The sequence below is a fragment of the Pleurocapsa sp. PCC 7319 genome, assembly GCF_000332195.1.
GTDB lineage: Bacteria > Cyanobacteriota > Cyanobacteriia > Cyanobacteriales > Xenococcaceae > Waterburya.
This window is the reverse complement of record NZ_KB235922.1, coordinates 3,236,909-3,253,059: the sequence shown is the minus strand read 5'-3', so window position 1 is coordinate 3,253,059 and position 16,151 is coordinate 3,236,909. Positions and strand designations below refer to the sequence as shown.

Sequence of the window (16,151 nt, the reverse complement as noted above, 5' to 3'; positions counted from 1 at the left end):
GGATTCTAGAACTGTACTATCAGAACAAAAATACTATTAATCAATATTTAATCAATTATGAATAATAACTACCGACATCCTGCTATGGAAAATGAAGGGCTTCAGCCATACGTGGGTACTTTAGAAGCCGAACAACAGCTACGCGCTTATGAATTAGAAAATTCTAGACCTGCTGTTGAGAGTCTACCCGCTATTCCCAATCATAATCTTAATTATTTGTCTCCAGATTTCGTAGAGTTTTCTGATAATCAAGAGACACAGATACAACGAGAACTATACAATCGACAAGAAAAATCTGTTTCTTCCATTCGTAATAGGTTATGTGACCTAAGAGATAAGCTTAATTCCAGACAGGCTACTCTAAAATCTCAACTCAGACAGGTTGAGTCGCAATTACGAGAGGTTAATAAACAGTTAGATAAGTTGTCATAAAAACTGTAGAGGGGAATTTTACCCCTCTGTTTGTTAGTTACAGTTCTGGTAGATTAAAGTCTTGCTTGGCTGCTAAATAATGCTTGATGATAGTAGCTACAGAATTACCTGATAATGTAGCCACAGTTTTGATATCTACTCCATCCCTCACCAATCTAGTAATAAAAGAATGCCTTAGAGCATAAGGCTTGAGATACTTCTCTACCCTCTTCTCCTCGACTAAACCTTTCAAAACAACACGCCAATCTCTTTTTCTGAAATTGCCATGATTAAGATAGCCACCTTCTACACCAGGAAACATTAGTTTATTTGTTCTAGGTACAGAATCAAGTACTGATACTAATTGTTTGTTACAGGGAAAAAGTCTAATCTCTTTTGTTTTGGTATGTGGTAGTAGTATCCCTTTACTGTAAGCTTTGGAGAACTTGATATAAGTCTTTCCACCCTTACGCTTAATATCGTCAAAGGTTAGAGCTACAATTTCTTCTGGTCTTGCTCCAGTAAGGGCTAACATCTCCACATACTGAGCATAGAATGAATGTTCGTAGCTAGAGAACTTATGTTTATATTCATCAGAATAGAAAGCAGCGATGATTGCCTTAACTTCATTAGGCTCAAAGCATTCTATCGGTTTTTTCTGTGGCTTAGGAATATTGATACTCTGATATGGATTAACCGTAATAAGTCCCGCATTAACAGCAGCATTGACCGCAGGATTAATACAAGACCTAAACAGCGTAGCAATGGTCGAGACAGCGTATTTACTCTGTAGGTAAGAAACAAATTCCTGAGCTTTGTTTAACTCTAATAGCCGTTTGTCCGTCCGAGACAAGTAACGGTCGCAATCTTTCCATAAATGGTTTTGAGTGGTCTGAGCAATTCTGTCTTTGTTTAGGTCTTTATATCGCTCCCAGACTTCTACCAGAGTATAAGTTTTGGTTTTCTTCTCTTGAGCTAGTTCTAGCGTTTTAGCATGAGTAGGAGAATATCTGGCGTAAGTTTCATCAAAGTCTCCCAAGTCGATATCTCTGTTAACAAGTTGCGCTGCTTTTAACGCTACTGCCCAACCTTCATCTGAGACTTGGGCTATTTTCAATTGATGTCTTTTACCTTTGGGATAGGTGAATCTGAGACGGTATCTATCGGCAGTAATGTCTACAGTTACTTTGCCTATTTTGGCTCTTTCTTTACCTTCTAAGTACATTAGTCCTATTTTTATAGAACCAAATAAGAACCAATTTTGGGTCAAATACTGGAAATATCAGGCTAAATGCAACGTAATAATCAGCTTTTCAGCTTCTTGCACTGCCTGTCACGCAGGAGGTCGCGGGTTCGAGTTCCGTCAGTCCCGTATCATACAGAGTCTGGGTTTCAGCGATTCTTCAATATTCAACTTCGAGTGGTATTTAGGATTATAGACCCAAAAAATCATCTTTGACGAATATCTTCCTCAATGGAATTATAAAGTTCAGCCACAATCTACTTAACTTTGGTAGATAATTAAATCCTCATTCCTCAGACTTGATTTTGTATCAATAGCTGGGAATCAAGCGATCGTTATTTGAAAAATGCGATCACTTGTGTTCCTAAAGATCGATAACTGTAACCATATTCAAAACAGTAGAGAGAGAAAAAGCGATCGCTGTATTTAAATAAATTTCTTGCAATGATTAAACTTCAACTTCAACGTCTATTAACTGTCCCTCACGAACAAATTTTACTAGATTAGTTATCTCTTTCATTACATAGCCGTGAGCTTCAGGATTTTGCCAGCAATTATCGGGTTGATGTTGTTTATAGTCGGCTGGACACCATGTATAGTTTATCCATTGAGGATAATACGTCTTGAAAGTCAACATTGCTCTTCTGTAGTTTCAGGGAATGCTGATAAGTGACATCCTCCTACGCTGACTGCTTGGCAGTACAGACCTAGGCTTCCAACTCTCGCAAGTTGGCATTTCTGGATCGGCACTTATCTAGATACGAGATCCCCGACAGTACGCCACTACCAGACAGTTTCCATTCCCGACAGTCCGTCGGTACTGATTTCAATCCTCGTTGTAAAATCACTCTCCCGCTAGCATGATCTCTTGTAGTAGAGTAGCCACATTCAGGACAATTGTGAACTCGTTGAGTCAGTTGTTTTTTCCCTGTGTGAGCATTACACTCAGGACAAATTTGACTGGTGTATTTATGGTCTACTTGCTGAAAGTATTTGCCACGTTTCCAGCATACCCAGGACAACAAATCTCGAAATTGACCGAAGCCACCATCAAGCATTTGCTTGCCTAAAAATCCTCTAGCAGTCATTTTAAAGTTGATGTCCTCCACAAAAATCATGTCTGCCATGTCACACAGAAGATGGCTAGTTTGAAAGTGAAAGTTTTTACGAGTATTAGATATTTGATGGTGAACTCTAGCTACTTTAAGCTGTGCTTTTTCCCAGTTTTTAGACCGTTTTTTCTTACGAGATACCTTCCGTTGCAGCACTTTAAGCCTACTTTGGAGTTCTCGAAAAAAAAGTGCCGGTTCAACTCGGAAGTTATCGCTAGTTACCAAAAAAGATTCCAGTCCAATGTCAATCCCAATCCCACGCCCAAAAGGCAACGGGTCGGGTACTTTGACATCGCATTGAATAGTTACTAGACGTGGGGCTTCCCACCGACAATGCTAAAAGATTTTTAACTCGATGAATACCAAATTTATCTTCTAAGGTAAATAAAGATGCGATGCCTTCGGCTAGGCTTCGCCAATCGCACCATCTTTGGAATGATTTGAACGATCTTCAACTAAAATTTTGTCTTCTGGAACGTTAAGCTTTATGTACTCTTTCAATGCCTCTTCCGCCAAATGTAAAAATACAATCTCCTTGTTTTAGATCGTCTTTAGCATTGCCAAATAATATTTGAGTTATTTGGCTTTGTGATAACTTATCGACATCAATTTCAGAAAGTTTCATAATATCTGGCTCAATAATAATGATCGCTCTAAAGAAAATCCTGAATCGCTTTTGTCACCGCTTCGGGAGACTCTTCATAAATCCCCAACGTCCCTCTTAGTCTGACTGTTTGTACTTCTTCCAACTCTGCCATCGCCTCCATTTCTGTTTTTGATTTCGGGGGTGCATTTTCCGCCAGAACGATTGATACGGGTATCGATACAGATTCTAGAAGCTGCAAAAACTCCTCTCTATTAGTGACAGGATCGATCGCGCCAGTAACAAAAGCTGCTGGGGCATATCTCGCGCCATCTTTTGAGGTAATTTGGTGTTTTTGGGCGATGAATTCGGGGGTTAGCTTGGTTTCATCTACATATACATGACGTTTATACATCAAGCGCAGAAAGGAAGGGGTAGTGTTGAGATAGTATAACCCTTGTCCGATAATAGGCGATCGCACTAAGTTTTTCACCCCATTCCTGACACCATCGGGTAAACCCATAACTCTCAAAGGTCCTTGCCAAGTAGGAGCAATTAAAATTAGTTGAGATATTATATCTGGGTTATCCTGAGCAAATTTCAAAGCATATCCCGAAGCATGACCCGCAGCGATTATGATAATTGGGATATTAAAAACAGATTTAATAAAATCTCTCAACAATTGCTGAAATAATGCGGGATTATAATCCACAGGGGGACATTGAGACTCGCCAAATCCCAACCAATCTAAAACCGTCACTTGATATTGTGTAGCTAGTAGACTGGCAATACCTTTCATCTCCGTGCGACTGGAAACCGTACTAAAAGCGGGAAGTAACAGTACGGGATTTCCCGCGCCGATGGTTTCATAGACTATTTGATATTGTTTGTCTAAAAAATTCCAGTGATAAACATTCTTTGTCCCGCCAATACTGGAGTTGAGTTGAGTTCGATCGGTTGCTGTAGTCATAGCTATTAATGAAGGGAAATCTATCTACAATAGAATTTTAGTCAGATATTTAGGTAGTCATACAACCTACTTAACCCATTGATACGATCGAGACAATCGCTCATAATCTAGTCAAAACATGGATATCAAGATCTCTGGCTACAAACCAGATAGTAATTTTTCATAATCTTGATGAGAACCGATCCAAAACCAAATGACAGTATCTCCATCCAATTGACCAACTGCTCGATAGTTTTTACTGATTCGGGCGGAATAAATAGGCAGTCTTTGATGCACTTTTTTAAAACGTAAGCTTGGATGAGTTGGATTTTTTTTAAACTGACGATATGCACTACGTGCTTGTGCTTGAATTTGTTTTGGTAATTTAGCAAAGACTTGACGAAACTTTAATGTTGTTCGCGACTTCACAATTTTTCTGGGTCTAATTCTTGGGTTTTTCCAGCTCTATATTCTGTCATCGCTTCAGCAGCAAGCTCGGCTAGTAAATCTTGAGAATTGCTAAAAGCTTGTTCCCATTTAATCTCGTCTTCAAGTTCTTCTAAAATGATTGTAGCGATCGCATCTTGTTCGTTGTCAGGCAAATTTTTAATACGTGCAACCGCTTGATTGAGTAATTCTGTCATAGTAATCACTGGTAGTTGTTTATCAAGTATATCTTGAGCAATAAGCGCGATCTTCGACGGTTTCATAGACTATTTGATATTGCTTGTCTAAAAAATTCCAGTTGTAAAAATTTTTTATTCCGCCAATACTAGAGTTGAGTTGAGTTCGATCGGATGCTGTAGTCATAGCAAATAGTGAATTTAGAGTTCGGGTTTCGTTCCAAAATATCATTTACTCAACAATGCCTAAATTTCTATGTCATATTCCATTCTTTTTGCTAAGTCTTTGACAACTTTAGCCCCAAATAATCTCTTGATTATATAGAAGGACATATTAATTCCAGCCGAAATCCCACCAGATGTTAGAATATGACCTTCATCTACAAATTTAACTCCTCTAACTACTTCTACTTTTGGATATTCTTTTTCTAAGCGATCGTAGTCCATCCAATGCGTAGTTGCTTTTTTATTGTCTAAAATTCCTGCCTCAGCTAAAAGAAGTGCGCCCGTGCAAACTGAAGCCAAAATTTCTACCTTGTTCTCCTGTGATTGAAGCCATTCAATCATAACGGGATTTTTAATCTCAATTTCTTCTGCTCCATAGCCTCCAGGGACGATGAGAATATCAGAAATAGGCTCGTTTTGATAACTAAGATCTGGTAATACTTTTAATCCATTTCTGGCTGAGATTATTTCGCCAGTTTCACCAATAGTCTTTACCTCAAATAGTTTTTCATTTCCTTTCGAGGCTTTCGAGAACACTTCGTAAGGTCCTGCGAAATCTAGTACTTCAACCTCATTAAAGATAACTATGCCAACTTTCATGATGTCTTTTAATTAAAATACTATGTGTTGTTGCGTTTTCTGCTTTACTACTACAATAATAAAAACATTTACCCAGCAATGCAGATAGTTGATTAGCTTTGCAGTTGTCTTAAAGCATTTATACATAACTAAATCTAATAAGAAACGTTTAATAAAGCAATAATTTATCTGAGGCGATCGCAACATGGGAAAATGCTAAAGGAAAGATTATACCCATTGTATAACCCACCATATTTGTAATCTAATTGAGTTTCAATTTAATTCGGCTCTTGCCTGAGTTAGAACTTTTCCCGCAGATTGGGCAAAAACGACGGTGAGTAATAGCCCTAAAATGAAATCTGGCAAAAACGAACCAGTTAGAAATACCAATCCAGCAGTTAGCAACACTGAAGTATTGGCAATAATGTCGTTACGGGAACACAGCCAAACTGAAGACATATTGATATTGTCATTACGGTGACGAATCAACAGTAAAAAGCAGATTAGGTTAGCTGCTAGAGCTAAAATACCAATCTCGCTCATTAAACCAACTGTAGGAACGGTTTGAGCGAATAATTGATAAGTAGCTCTGGCAAATACAGCGATCGCCGTAATAAACATAATACTGCCTTTGAGTATTGCCGATCGCGCCTGGGCTTTTTTACCTTTTTGAATAACATAAAGGCTACAGCCATAAACTAAAGCATCCCCTAGCATATCTAAGGAGTCACCAGTCAGAGATAGAGAGGCTGCCTTGATTCCTCCGCTAAACTCCACCACAAACATTACTGCATTGATTACCAAAATAATCCATAATACTTTGCTCTGGCGTTGTTGTAGCTTTTCTAATTCCTTGGCTTTGTGTTGACAACAATGTTCTGCCATTGTTTTTTGTTATAACGTTCAAGTGAGTGTTTGAATCATATTTATGATATCTCTCAAACGTTCAAAAGAACATTAGAATGTAAACCAAATTAAAGTGATAAAAATAGAGAAAGACTAAGACATACTAACTAAAAGCTAAACTAACTCCCGTAAAGCATAGCTAAGAATATCAGTAACGCGCCGATCTTTTAGCGAATAATAAGCTAATTTACCGTCATTACGGTATTTAAGTAATTTCAGATCGCGCATTTTCCGCAGATGATGGGAAGCGGTAGCGATTTTGACATTTAACATGGCTGCAATATCGCAGACACAAAGTTCATCGCCGTTTCTGAGGGCATAAAGTATCTTAACCCGCGAGCGGTCTGCTAAAGCATTAAAGATAACCGTCATTTCTTCTAAAGTATCTTCTGAAGGAAAAGTTTCTCTAATTTGAGCAACTAACTCGGTGTTAAAACATCTTACCTGACAAAGATCGTCTGCTTTGGTTTTACTCACGGATATTTAAGGGTAACGGTTAAATCTATTTAGTTCAATGGTACAAGATATGAATTACTTAAGTTGTTGGTACAGTCTTATATCGCGAGGTACGCTTAACTTAAAACATAGAGCGGATGTAGGAAAAAGTATTTGCCCAAGAAAATTAGAGAACTAAAAGCTATGCTATTAAAAGCAGATTGTATTTGCGAACAGGGGAAAGGAAGCCACACTAAATGGAGTCATCCTTTGTTAAGTTACAAGATAACTATATCTGGTAAAGATGGAAACGATGCTAAACGCTATCAAGAGAAAGATGTAAAAGATTTTCTTAAAGATATCAAGGAGGCTCAAAAATGAAATCACGCTACAGCATTGTAATTCAATGGAGTAATGAAGATGAATGTTACATTGTTTCTTTACCAGAATTTGGCAAGTATGCTCGAACTCATGGCGATACTTATGAAGAAGCAGTAAAAAATGCTCAAGAGGTTTTGGAGTTATTAATAGAAGATAATAATAATCTCCCGCAACCAAATATTTATGAGAGCGAGGCTATTGCCAATTGAATTTCCAGGGTAATTATTACAAAAGATATTATTTAGTTTATGAAGTAAAAAGCGATTACACTCCGCGTAGCCTTCGGATCGCGTTTATTTTCTGCAAGCTCGCTATCACTATCAAAAAGGTGATTGAATGTATTTGTATTTATGGTGCGATCGCAATTTATTCAAGAATTTCAAATTAAATAAATGAAACTAAATTTACAAGAAAAAAGAGCCTTAATAACAGGTAGTAATGTTGGGATTGGTCAAGCGATCGCCAAAACTTTAGCTGAAGAAGGTGTGGCCGTTGTAATACATGGTCTTAAAGAGGATAAAGTTACTCATGTCACCGAAAAAATTAGACAAAATGGTGGTAAAGCTTTTGGGATAAAAAGCGATCGCCTTGACTTCAACTTGATGGCACATTACGGACACAATAACGATAATCTTCAACAATAAAAAATCAACCAATCGCCAAACTGGGCTTAACAATTGCTGGCACAATAAGCCTTGCAGCCATTTTCCCACCACCGATGTTTCTGGCAACAGGACCAATTCGTAACGCAGCCAAACCACCCATAATAAAAAAGTTAGACTTGGGCAGACGTAAATATTCGTCTAGTACGGGTAAGCCGTTAACTGTTTCTGTGGGATAAGTCTCAAGTACGTCTTGTAATAAGGGATGCTCGGTAATGTTGAATTTCGTACCAGTAGCTAACCAGATACGGTTAAACTGATGTTTGCTGCCATCGTGACAATGAATCTGCCAGAGATTATCTTGCCAATGTGCGTCGCTAACTTGACAGCATTCATCTATCCTCATCTTCCCTTCGTTGGCTGCTTGGCTTAATTGCAGAATCATTTCGGGAGTCATCGAACCGCCATTACGGGCTTGCTGTATTTGCTGGTAACGGTCATACCAATCGGTTTCGGCGTGAAAGTCTTTGAGATATTTTGGTCCTAACCAACCAGGATCGGCATCAAAGATTTTTGATTGTAACTGTTTTCTAGTCATTAGAGTAACAGTTGCACCCAGGTTTATCGCACCTTTGGCTAAATGTCCGCTAGTTAAACCACCACCGACGATTAAAACCTGTTCTCCTGTTAACTTAAGATGCTTTAAATTTACTTGTTGAGAATGGCATAATCTATCGGATGGGTAATCTGAGGTAATTTTTTCTACCCAATTGGGAAGCTGTACTTTACCACTTCCCGTAGCTAGTACCACTCTACGGGTAACAATAGTTTCTCCCGTATTTAAAACCAATTGAAATCGAGAACGAGAAGCACGTTCAATCGGTAAAATCTGGATTACTTTGGCGGGATAAACCTTATCTGTTAACTTCCAGCGTCGAATTACTTCATCACAAAAATCATTAAATAGCTTTGTTCCTGGTCTATCGTAAGGTGGGAATAACTCATTATGCCTATGTTCGGCAAAGGTTCTTAATAGATGGGGGTTGGGATCGGGATGATGGACGGCAGGCGATCGCAAATAAGGAATTTGTTGTGCTGCAAATTGTTGCTGCCACTGACTCAGCCAAGTTTGACTCGGATCGAAAACTAAGAATTTATGATAATGCTTCCCACTTTTTTGTAATAGGTGGGTGGTTAAAGTTAGAGCCTGAACTCCTGCGCCAACAATCGCTAGGTCTATATATTCGGGTAATTTCACTCGCGGAAAATAATGATTATCTCTATCACTATATAATAATGATTATCATTTTAATTGTCATTTACCTTTTCATCGCTTGTTTAAGGAGCTTAACTGCCATCACACCTAGTACACAGCCATGAAGAAGAGAGAGAGAAATAGCCCAAACAATATCTTTCCAAAAAATACTCCATAAAATTGTCAAACTAAGTCCGTGTCCCCATATTAATTGGGCAATCAGAACGATACTTCCTTGATATAGGGTATACCCACCCAAAACACCTATTGCCAACCAAATGAGATAGCCCTGAAAGTTATTTCGGCTAAATTTCGGCTGTAAAGTTAAGAGCCAAGTAACTAAAAAAATACTGCTGCCCATTACTAATCCCCAAGTTAGTGATTCTAAACTCAGGGGGTAGCGACTAATGGTAAAACCATAAACTTGGTTAGCAAGCCAAATACTCGTGATGCTTGTCAGTGCTCTGGGGCGAGTCAAGGTGTTACCAGCAACAGCAGCAATGCCAACTAGCGGTGGATGGGGATAAACAATACTACTAGTACTCCCCACGACTATTAAACAAAACTGCCACCAGGGACTAAGAGCAATTGCTCGTAAAACACCTTGCCATAGCTGGAGTGTGTTCCAAGTAACCGTTGCAGTAATCGATGGAGGATGTAGCCGAGATGATTTCCAATCATTGTCAGAGCGAGTTAAAAGTAACTCTAGTTGCTCGATCATTTCTTGAGAGAATAACTGCATTTTGTTCCTCCCCGCTCGTGTTGACATTCAAGATGATTGAAGCGATTACGCTCCGCGTACTGGCAAAGCCAATCGCTTTTAATAATTATTCAATAACCGCACAATGTCCTTCTCCAACATGACCCAAACCAATAATTGCTTTAGTGAGTTTTTCTTGGTCTTCGGCAGATAACTGTTGAGTCAGGGTGGCATCATCAATGGTTAAACTGTCATTAGACGCTAATTGTGCCAAAGGTTCAAAACCTAAAGCATCCACATTGATAGCTTCATCGGCACTAGTCTCGGCATCGCCAAATACATGATCGAAGTGAAAGGTGGTTTCTATTTCCCCTGGTGAATCTGCCTCCACAATTCCCTTGCGTTCGTCCCCCACATATTCACCGCAGAGATACTGAATGGGACGATCAAGACTAATATCAAAGTTAATTGTTTGATCGTCTTTGGTAGCTGTTCCCTGCATGACCATGGTTTTCCCTGCTAGGGGAGAGTCTGCGCCCGCAGTATCGATTTGCCAAGCCATTGCATTATATAAACCAGGTGTTACTTCCGCATCTGCGACTAAAATAGGTGCTGCATCTGCTTCTCCTTCGGCTAAATCTATAACTTGAGGTGTATCTACTAAAGAGACTTTTTCCTGATACTCTAAACCGTCGAGAGTGTCTGTTTCTGTGGGTTCAAAAGCACCATCTATTTGATATGCCGTGACTTCGGCTAGATTTACATCCAGGCGCTCGAAACTCATTGTCCAACCATCTTTAGTAACGAAACCCTGGCGGACAAAATCCTCTCCGTTAGCCACTAAGTTTAAAGTAGCTTGACCTTGGGCATTGGCAACAGCAGGATTACTGTTATTACTTTCTGCCGTCTCACTGTTAACACGACTTCCAAGGGTTAAAGATATTAGGGCAATGGTGCTGAGTTTGAATAAGTTACGATTCATAGTTTTTCGGATTTTTCAAATAATATTAATGTGTTGTTTTAATCTGGCGATCGCCAAAATTACTAGATCTCTTACATGAATAGAAGATTAATCATTTCTTGCTCCGTCCTTAATGGCGAGGAAACCTCGCCACGGGCGGTGCGCTTTTCCCTTTAACCTTTTCCCTTTTCCCTCCACTTGAGTAGTTCATAATGATTCGTGCAAGAATTCTACTAAGGTGTCTGCCAAATACGCTGATGATAATCTTCTAATTTGGCATAAGGATCGTGGTTTTCGTGATGGTGATGATGTCCGTGGTGATGATGTCCGTGTCCGTGTTCACCGCCATTGGTGGCAGCGAGACGAAACTTACACATTTCGCAGTTCATTGCTACTTGCCCGAGTTGCGCTTCAATTTCTCTGCTTCTAATTACTTGCAACAATTGGTCAGCAATACCCATCTCAGGTAAAGAAACAAATTCAATTTCACTATGTTCTTGTTGTTGCTGGGCAGTAATGTGGTGGATTTTTTCCATTAAAGTCCCCGTAAACAAGAAATATGGTAAAACGATGACGCGCTTGGGTCGATATAGATAAGCCCGACGAAATCCTTCTGATAAACGAGGATGACTGATGCCGATAAAACAGGTTTCCACCGTCTTGTAGCCACTTCCTTCCCAGATAATGCGGGCTAGTTTATAAACATCTCCATTAGCATCGGGATCGCTCGAACCCCTACCAACGAATAACAGTACCGTATCTTCACGGGAAATATTACGACGATTATGTTCTGGCTGGTCTAATTCTGCCAAGCGATCGCGCCACAGTTTGATTATTTTTGGAGTAATACCCAAGTGACGACCATAACTAATCTCTAATTGAGGATAGGGTTGACTGGCTCGGTCTAATTCATTGGTGACATCAAATTTATTGTGTCGGGCAGCAAATAATAGAATAGGTAATGCTGTAATTTCTGTAAAGCCTTGTCGCACACAGGCTTCGATTCCTCGTTGAATGTTGGGTTCGGTCAATTCTAAAAAACAAGGAATCACTGGACGAGAGGTATCTAATTGTTGATACGTTGCCACAAATTCCAGAAAAGTTTGCCTTCCGCGATCGTTTCTCGTTCCGTGACCGATCGCTAATAAAGGTCTGGAATGGGGTAGAGGAGTTAATCGTAATGAATCAGTCCCCTGTTTTTGAGAAGTATTTTTAATAGCTATCAAAGATTTAGTCCTTATATGCGGTGAATAAAACAAGACAAGAATTAGAGCAATTTAGAATAGACGTTAAATTACTCCCAAATTTTTCACTTAAAGCCTGTCAAATAAGTGTTTGAGTATCGCCTTGATTTATCAACTTTACATAACAATAAATCAATAATAAGTATTGACAAAAAAATATTAATCATCTGTACCTCGCAGACTATTTTAGTAGTTTATTTTGGAGTTTTAAAAGTATCTAACCAACTCCTGTCGGCGGGCATCCTGACTGAAAGATTTTGAATTAAAATCTCATCACAGTTGCGGGACAGCGTTGGATTTGCACCAAACTTTCCCCTTTACTTTTCATGGCTGTTCCCCATGAAAACCGACTATTCAATTTCTTTTTATAATACCCTGATTTGCTTGAACTAAACATAAAGAAATTTTGAGTTTCTTTATTTAGTTTGTTAAATTTTTTTCATAAAAAAATGAGTTAAACCTGTCAGCAAGGTACAACTCATTTTCAACTAATTATAATATAAATTATTATTTTGATTTTGATTATTTACATTCGTGCTAGAGCAAGTATTTTAGATAACATTTCTGATGGCAAATCTTGAAGATCTTCAAGCGTCAACCATTTCTCTTTAACCAAGTTAGCAAGATCGAATACGATACTAGAAGAGTTATAGGCATATTTACCATCTATTTCATATCTTTTCATACTTAATAAATCGTGTAAATCCCATAAATCTTCTATTTCGTTCAAAGAATTAGCGCGAGCGCGAACATTCATCATCAGAGCAGAAATTTCTCTTTCATAGGCTTTTTGCAAAACTTGTTGGGCTATTTTTTCCTCCGTTACTGATAATTGGTTTTGGTTGACTTCTAACATTAATAATTCTGATTTAGTACATTTGTTTATTTTATAGATTAAAATCCTATCATCAAAATAAACAAAAATAAACAGCCTATCTCTAGTTTTTACAAGATAGACTGCTATGTGAAAATTATTTTTCTATTTAATCAGTTTGGTTCGATAAACATCTTTCTAAGTGGAGTTTACATTAAACCGATCTGACTAAGAATGCCTTGACCTGTGAAGTATTCAGTGGCCGCTGCAATTACAAAACCTAGCATTGCTAAACGACCGTTCCATACTTCTGCAAATCGAGTAAAGCCTAATTTGTTTTCTTGATTATCCATGATGACCTCAGATGTATTATTGCTAATAATTCCTGTCTAAATTATAGTCAATGTAAATTTTTATTGCAATAAATTGACAAAATTTTTGCTGTTTCAATTAACGAGCTAAATTAAGTAATTCTTTGGGAGATGCCAACAAATCGATCGCCACAAAGAAAATTTTATTTTCGCTATTTAGCAAAAATCGCCAGGACATATTCATGCCTACTCCCGCACCAAACCAAGGAGTTTGTACTTTACCCGTGACTTTAATCTGGGTATAACCATCTTCGGTGGGTTCAGAAATACCCTGCTCTGGAGCTAGTTTAAGGTTGGGACATTCTTCTTTAAAGAATTTTAGTACCGCATCTTTTCCGACAATTGGTCTTTTGAAAGGAGGTTGCAACGCACCGTCTTCGGTGAATAACTTAATTAACTCATCAAAATCATTAGCATTTAATAAGTTCATGTAGTTCAAGACAGTAGAATTCGTCACTCCTGCAATAGAAACTTTAGTTCGCTTCGACATTTCTACAGGAGGAGCAACAGGCTCGCTAACCCTGGTAAAGTTGACCATCTTAGCAGGATCGAATCCCATATCTACTACAGTGTTACGCAACACGGTAATTTGCTGACCAGAATCCAATCCTTGAAGTGTTTGCAAAACTGCATTAGCATTAGCAGAAAGTTTATATCCTTCGGGAATAGGAGCAACTATTCCTTGTTCCATCCATTCCCCTAATCGATACCAAAATCCCAGTTTTATATTGGGAGTCCAAGTAGCGTAGGTACGGCAAATTGGCGTATCGGCATGGTTAGCCAGATCGCACATTACCTGAGACTGCTCTTGAAAACTCATCTCTTTAATCTGGTCGAGAGTAGGCTCGGCAAATTGCATATTTGCAGCTCCAGGAGCAGCAACAGTGATGGTTTTGCCTATTTCCAGGTAAGCAAACCAAATCCAAGCTAGTTGATCTTCGGCACTTAGTTGATTGAAGCGAGCGGTTAAAGCTGGTACCGCATCAGCAGATAAGGTATTGGGAAATATGTTACGTGCTGAGTCAATAGTAAATGGCATAGACGATCTTCCAATAATTTATCGTGCAATTAGATTGAAAACGTTAAGTCTATTGTAAACATATTTTTATTAAGGTTACATTATTAAACAAAAACCGTATACTGCTTTACATCGAGTTTAATCAATGGTATTACAAAAGCAATTTTAGATTATTTGATTTCGCTTAAATAGATTGATACTTGCGATCGATCCAGCATTTAGCTCGCCGAATTGCATCTATCGTAGTAATTGCACTGGGGACAGCCACCGCACAACCTCCATCGTGGTTGACCCAAGCGGCATAACTACAAAATCTATCTACTTCATCGCGATCTATTTGCACTTTGCAACCACGATAAACAAACGAGAGAATAATCTGAGGATAATTGGGGTGCATGGTTAGTACTCAAAAAATATTTTGCAGTGTTAAATAAGGCGATCGCTTTTATGACGTTGGTGATTTAATGTATGACCTATAAAGTGTTTTGGTTCGTAGCTATTAGCTATTAGCCATTAGCCATTAGCTTTTAAGAAATGTGGATCGAGCAAACGAATCTAACTTTCATACCTTGATTCACCAATACCGCTTTTATGACAGCGAAGAGGTTTTGTTAGTTTTATTTCTCGCCTCTACTACTGTCCAAATCTCTTGCCAGCGATCGATAATTAGTTGTCTCATTTTATGGGATTGCCATTGGGGAATATTATGCCGTCGAGAAGGTTGTAGTTTAGTCACGGTTTTCTAGATTCAATGTTTAATTAGTAACAACGGATATTTTGATATCCGTCGGTAATTTGTAGCAATAAGCAGTTATCTTAGGACACTTGCTATATGCGAAGCGGTATCCTTTAGGACTTGCTACTTGCTACTTGCTACTTGCTACTTGCTACTTGCTACTTGCTACTTGTTACTTGCTACTTGCTACTTGTTACTTTAATTCGAGCGTTCCCTTGCCCAGATAACGCTCCTGGGTAAACGTCTTACGCCGACGCGGGGTCTCGAATTTACTTACGAGCAAATAAATTAGCTCGTCACAAATAGATCTACTACGATTTTCAGGCAGCAGCTAGATTTTGAGCAACAAAATCCCAGTTAACCAATTTACCCAAGAAATCATCAATATAAGCAGGACGTTTGTTTTGATAATCAAGATAGTAAGCGTGTTCCCAAACATCCATAGTTAACAGGGGTACTTGTCCGCTAGCTATGGGATTATCCGCATTCAATGTTTTTGTCACCTTGAGGGTGTCGCCATCAAGTACTAGCCAAGCCCAACCACTACCAAACTGAGTTGCCCCTGCATTTTTAAAAGCTTCGACAAATTTATCAAAGCTACCAAAATCCGCATCGATTTTTTTAGCTAGTTCTCCCGTAGGAGTGCCACCACCGCTAGGTTTCATGCACTGCCAATAAAAACTGTGATTCCAAGCCTGAGCAGCATTATTAAATAATCCTGTTTTACTATCATCTCCAGTGATCGCTTTAATCACTTCTTCAATCGGTTTACTATCTAATTCCGTTCCTTGCACTCCATCGTTGTACTTATTGACATAGGCAGCGTGATGTTTATCATGATGAAATTCTAGGGTGCTTTTAGAAATTGCTGGTTCTAAAGCGGTGTAATCGTAAGGTAGGGATGGTAATTCGTAAGCCATTGTATTAAGTTCTCCTCTTGCTCTAAAAATTATTGTGACAAGATATTGGTTAAATAGCTGTCTGTTAACAATCCAACTTTCTT

General features: G+C 38.7%; 23 protein-coding genes, 1 pseudogene and 1 riboswitch. Of the genes and pseudogenes, 4 read left to right on the top strand and 20 right to left on the bottom strand.

Annotation, left to right across the window (positions count from 1 at the left end; genetic code table 11):
- Positions 1 to 57: 57 nt before the first annotated feature.
- Complete coding sequence (locus tag PLEUR7319_RS0118775) at positions 58 to 432, top strand: hypothetical protein (protein ID WP_019506770.1); 375 nt, start codon at positions 58 to 60, stop codon at positions 430 to 432.
- Between the two features lie 37 nt (positions 433 to 469).
- Here PLEUR7319_RS0118775 and PLEUR7319_RS0118770 read toward each other — a convergent pair whose 3' ends face one another.
- The 10 genes and pseudogenes from PLEUR7319_RS0118770 to PLEUR7319_RS0118725 form a co-directional block, all read right to left on the bottom strand.
- Complete coding sequence (locus tag PLEUR7319_RS0118770) at positions 470 to 1,636, bottom strand: tyrosine-type recombinase/integrase (protein ID WP_019506769.1); 1,167 nt, start codon at positions 1,634 to 1,636, stop codon at positions 470 to 472.
- A 466-nt stretch (positions 1,637 to 2,102) separates the two neighbouring features.
- Positions 2,103 to 2,291, bottom strand: coding sequence for a hypothetical protein (locus PLEUR7319_RS0118765; protein WP_019506768.1), 189 nt, complete (start codon positions 2,289 to 2,291; stop codon positions 2,103 to 2,105).
- Between the two features lie 70 nt (positions 2,292 to 2,361).
- Positions 2,362 to 3,078: pseudogene (locus tag PLEUR7319_RS35955) on the bottom strand (RNA-guided endonuclease InsQ/TnpB family protein); the annotation flags it as partial.
- Positions 3,079 to 3,244: 166 nt separating this feature from the next.
- Entirely contained in the window at positions 3,245 to 3,391 is a 147-nt protein-coding gene (locus PLEUR7319_RS41370; protein WP_019506766.1) for a hypothetical protein, read from the bottom strand.
- A 28-nt stretch (positions 3,392 to 3,419) separates the two neighbouring features.
- Positions 3,420 to 4,319 (bottom strand): alpha/beta fold hydrolase, encoded by a 900-nt coding sequence (locus PLEUR7319_RS0118750; RefSeq protein WP_019506765.1) that lies wholly within the window; start codon positions 4,317 to 4,319, stop codon positions 3,420 to 3,422.
- A gap of 138 nt (positions 4,320 to 4,457) precedes the next feature.
- Positions 4,458 to 4,727 (bottom strand): type II toxin-antitoxin system RelE/ParE family toxin, encoded by a 270-nt coding sequence (locus PLEUR7319_RS0118745; protein ID WP_019506764.1) that lies wholly within the window; start codon positions 4,725 to 4,727, stop codon positions 4,458 to 4,460.
- Positions 4,724 to 4,942, bottom strand: coding sequence for a hypothetical protein (locus PLEUR7319_RS0118740; RefSeq protein ID WP_026102633.1), 219 nt, complete (start codon positions 4,940 to 4,942; stop codon positions 4,724 to 4,726). The genes PLEUR7319_RS0118745 and PLEUR7319_RS0118740 overlap by 4 nt, the downstream gene beginning before the upstream one ends.
- A 225-nt stretch (positions 4,943 to 5,167) precedes the next feature.
- Positions 5,168 to 5,746 (bottom strand): DJ-1/PfpI family protein, encoded by a 579-nt coding sequence (locus PLEUR7319_RS0118735; protein WP_019506762.1) that lies wholly within the window; start codon positions 5,744 to 5,746, stop codon positions 5,168 to 5,170.
- Between the two features lie 252 nt (positions 5,747 to 5,998).
- Positions 5,999 to 6,610 (bottom strand): cation transporter, encoded by a 612-nt coding sequence (locus PLEUR7319_RS0118730; RefSeq protein WP_019506761.1) that lies wholly within the window; start codon positions 6,608 to 6,610, stop codon positions 5,999 to 6,001.
- 135 nt (positions 6,611 to 6,745) lie between these two features.
- Complete coding sequence (locus tag PLEUR7319_RS0118725) at positions 6,746 to 7,114, bottom strand: metalloregulator ArsR/SmtB family transcription factor (RefSeq protein ID WP_036799009.1); 369 nt, start codon at positions 7,112 to 7,114, stop codon at positions 6,746 to 6,748.
- Between the two features lie 126 nt (positions 7,115 to 7,240).
- On the opposite strand from PLEUR7319_RS0118725, the gene PLEUR7319_RS0118720 reads away from it, so the two are divergent.
- The 3 genes from PLEUR7319_RS0118720 to PLEUR7319_RS0118710 all read left to right on the top strand — a co-directional run bounded on the left by PLEUR7319_RS0118720 (position 7,241) and on the right by PLEUR7319_RS0118710 (position 8,091).
- On the top strand, positions 7,241 to 7,447 hold the full coding sequence (locus tag PLEUR7319_RS0118720; protein WP_019506759.1) for a type II toxin-antitoxin system HicA family toxin: 207 nt from the start codon (positions 7,241 to 7,243) through the stop codon (positions 7,445 to 7,447).
- Positions 7,444 to 7,656 (top strand): type II toxin-antitoxin system HicB family antitoxin, encoded by a 213-nt coding sequence (locus tag PLEUR7319_RS0118715; RefSeq protein WP_019506758.1) that lies wholly within the window; start codon positions 7,444 to 7,446, stop codon positions 7,654 to 7,656. Before PLEUR7319_RS0118720 ends, PLEUR7319_RS0118715 begins: the two co-directional genes overlap by 4 nt.
- Before the next feature lie 183 nt (positions 7,657 to 7,839).
- Positions 7,840 to 8,091 carry an SDR family NAD(P)-dependent oxidoreductase gene (locus tag PLEUR7319_RS0118710; protein WP_019506757.1) on the top strand — a complete coding sequence of 84 codons (252 nt, stop codon included), beginning with the start codon at positions 7,840 to 7,842 and terminating at the stop codon, positions 8,089 to 8,091.
- Between the two features lie 4 nt (positions 8,092 to 8,095).
- On the opposite strand, the gene PLEUR7319_RS0118705 is transcribed toward PLEUR7319_RS0118710, so the two are convergent.
- The 10 genes from PLEUR7319_RS0118705 to PLEUR7319_RS0118665 all read right to left on the bottom strand — a co-directional run bounded on the left by PLEUR7319_RS0118705 (position 8,096) and on the right by PLEUR7319_RS0118665 (position 16,068).
- Positions 8,096 to 9,307, bottom strand: a complete 1,212-nt coding sequence (locus PLEUR7319_RS0118705; RefSeq protein WP_019506756.1) for an FAD/NAD(P)-binding protein — start codon at positions 9,305 to 9,307, stop codon at positions 8,096 to 8,098.
- A gap of 61 nt (positions 9,308 to 9,368) precedes the next feature.
- The gene (locus tag PLEUR7319_RS35950) at positions 9,369 to 10,046 is read right to left on the bottom strand and encodes a hypothetical protein (RefSeq protein WP_019506755.1); all 678 of its coding nucleotides are present in this window, start codon (positions 10,044 to 10,046) and stop codon (positions 9,369 to 9,371) included.
- An 85-nt stretch (positions 10,047 to 10,131) separates the two neighbouring features.
- Complete coding sequence (locus PLEUR7319_RS0118695; RefSeq protein WP_019506754.1) at positions 10,132 to 10,986, bottom strand: hypothetical protein; 855 nt, start codon at positions 10,984 to 10,986, stop codon at positions 10,132 to 10,134.
- A gap of 212 nt (positions 10,987 to 11,198) precedes the next feature.
- Positions 11,199 to 12,191: a sirohydrochlorin chelatase gene (locus PLEUR7319_RS0118690; RefSeq protein ID WP_019506753.1), complete on the bottom strand. Its 993-nt coding sequence runs from the start codon at positions 12,189 to 12,191 to the stop codon at positions 11,199 to 11,201.
- 233 nt (positions 12,192 to 12,424) lie between these two features.
- Positions 12,425 to 12,575: riboswitch (cobalamin riboswitch) on the bottom strand.
- A gap of 160 nt (positions 12,576 to 12,735) precedes the next feature.
- Positions 12,736 to 13,065: a hypothetical protein gene (locus PLEUR7319_RS0118685; protein WP_019506752.1), complete on the bottom strand. Its 330-nt coding sequence runs from the start codon at positions 13,063 to 13,065 to the stop codon at positions 12,736 to 12,738.
- A gap of 167 nt (positions 13,066 to 13,232) precedes the next feature.
- The gene (locus tag PLEUR7319_RS0118680) at positions 13,233 to 13,376 is read right to left on the bottom strand and encodes a chlorophyll a/b-binding protein (protein ID WP_019506751.1); all 144 of its coding nucleotides are present in this window, start codon (positions 13,374 to 13,376) and stop codon (positions 13,233 to 13,235) included.
- A gap of 97 nt (positions 13,377 to 13,473) precedes the next feature.
- Complete coding sequence (locus PLEUR7319_RS0118675) at positions 13,474 to 14,433, bottom strand: orange carotenoid-binding protein (RefSeq protein WP_019506750.1); 960 nt, start codon at positions 14,431 to 14,433, stop codon at positions 13,474 to 13,476.
- Between the two features lie 163 nt (positions 14,434 to 14,596).
- Positions 14,597 to 14,809 carry a hypothetical protein gene (locus PLEUR7319_RS0118670; protein WP_019506749.1) on the bottom strand — a complete coding sequence of 71 codons (213 nt, stop codon included), beginning with the start codon at positions 14,807 to 14,809 and terminating at the stop codon, positions 14,597 to 14,599.
- 192 nt (positions 14,810 to 15,001) lie between these two features.
- A complete protein-coding gene (locus tag PLEUR7319_RS41365) occupies positions 15,002 to 15,148 on the bottom strand; it encodes a hypothetical protein (RefSeq protein ID WP_158441854.1) in 147 nt (48 codons plus the stop codon).
- Between the two features lie 320 nt (positions 15,149 to 15,468).
- Positions 15,469 to 16,068 (bottom strand): superoxide dismutase, encoded by a 600-nt coding sequence (locus tag PLEUR7319_RS0118665; RefSeq protein ID WP_019506748.1) that lies wholly within the window; start codon positions 16,066 to 16,068, stop codon positions 15,469 to 15,471.
- Positions 16,069 to 16,151 lie beyond the last annotated feature (83 nt).

What these genes read in the sequence shown, in the direction of transcription:
- PLEUR7319_RS0118715 (WP_019506758.1), top strand. Translation starts at nt 7,444, where the DNA reads ATGAAATCACGCTACAGCATTGTAATTCAATGGAGTAATGAAGATGAA.
- PLEUR7319_RS0118740 (WP_026102633.1), bottom strand. Translation starts at nt 4,942, where the DNA reads ATGACAGAATTACTCAATCAAGCGGTTGCACGTATTAAAAATTTGCCT.
- PLEUR7319_RS0118770 (WP_019506769.1), bottom strand. Translation starts at nt 1,636, where the DNA reads ATGTACTTAGAAGGTAAAGAAAGAGCCAAAATAGGCAAAGTAACTGTA.
- PLEUR7319_RS35950 (WP_019506755.1), bottom strand. Translation starts at nt 10,046, where the DNA reads ATGCAGTTATTCTCTCAAGAAATGATCGAGCAACTAGAGTTACTTTTA.
- PLEUR7319_RS0118730 (WP_019506761.1), bottom strand. Translation starts at nt 6,610, where the DNA reads ATGGCAGAACATTGTTGTCAACACAAAGCCAAGGAATTAGAAAAGCTA.
- PLEUR7319_RS0118665 (WP_019506748.1), bottom strand. Translation starts at nt 16,068, where the DNA reads ATGGCTTACGAATTACCATCCCTACCTTACGATTACACCGCTTTAGAA.
- PLEUR7319_RS0118765 (WP_019506768.1), bottom strand. Translation starts at nt 2,291, where the DNA reads ATGTTGACTTTCAAGACGTATTATCCTCAATGGATAAACTATACATGG.
- PLEUR7319_RS0118775 (WP_019506770.1), top strand. Translation starts at nt 58, where the DNA reads ATGAATAATAACTACCGACATCCTGCTATGGAAAATGAAGGGCTTCAG.
- PLEUR7319_RS0118675 (WP_019506750.1), bottom strand. Translation starts at nt 14,433, where the DNA reads ATGCCATTTACTATTGACTCAGCACGTAACATATTTCCCAATACCTTA.
- PLEUR7319_RS41370 (WP_019506766.1), bottom strand. Translation starts at nt 3,391, where the DNA reads ATGAAACTTTCTGAAATTGATGTCGATAAGTTATCACAAAGCCAAATA.
- PLEUR7319_RS0118670 (WP_019506749.1), bottom strand. Translation starts at nt 14,809, where the DNA reads ATGCACCCCAATTATCCTCAGATTATTCTCTCGTTTGTTTATCGTGGT.
- PLEUR7319_RS0118695 (WP_019506754.1), bottom strand. Translation starts at nt 10,986, where the DNA reads ATGAATCGTAACTTATTCAAACTCAGCACCATTGCCCTAATATCTTTA.
- PLEUR7319_RS0118710 (WP_019506757.1), top strand. Translation starts at nt 7,840, where the DNA reads ATGAAACTAAATTTACAAGAAAAAAGAGCCTTAATAACAGGTAGTAAT.
- PLEUR7319_RS0118735 (WP_019506762.1), bottom strand. Translation starts at nt 5,746, where the DNA reads ATGAAAGTTGGCATAGTTATCTTTAATGAGGTTGAAGTACTAGATTTC.
- PLEUR7319_RS0118685 (WP_019506752.1), bottom strand. Translation starts at nt 13,065, where the DNA reads ATGTTAGAAGTCAACCAAAACCAATTATCAGTAACGGAGGAAAAAATA.
- PLEUR7319_RS0118680 (WP_019506751.1), bottom strand. Translation starts at nt 13,376, where the DNA reads ATGGATAATCAAGAAAACAAATTAGGCTTTACTCGATTTGCAGAAGTA.
- PLEUR7319_RS0118750 (WP_019506765.1), bottom strand. Translation starts at nt 4,319, where the DNA reads ATGACTACAGCAACCGATCGAACTCAACTCAACTCCAGTATTGGCGGG.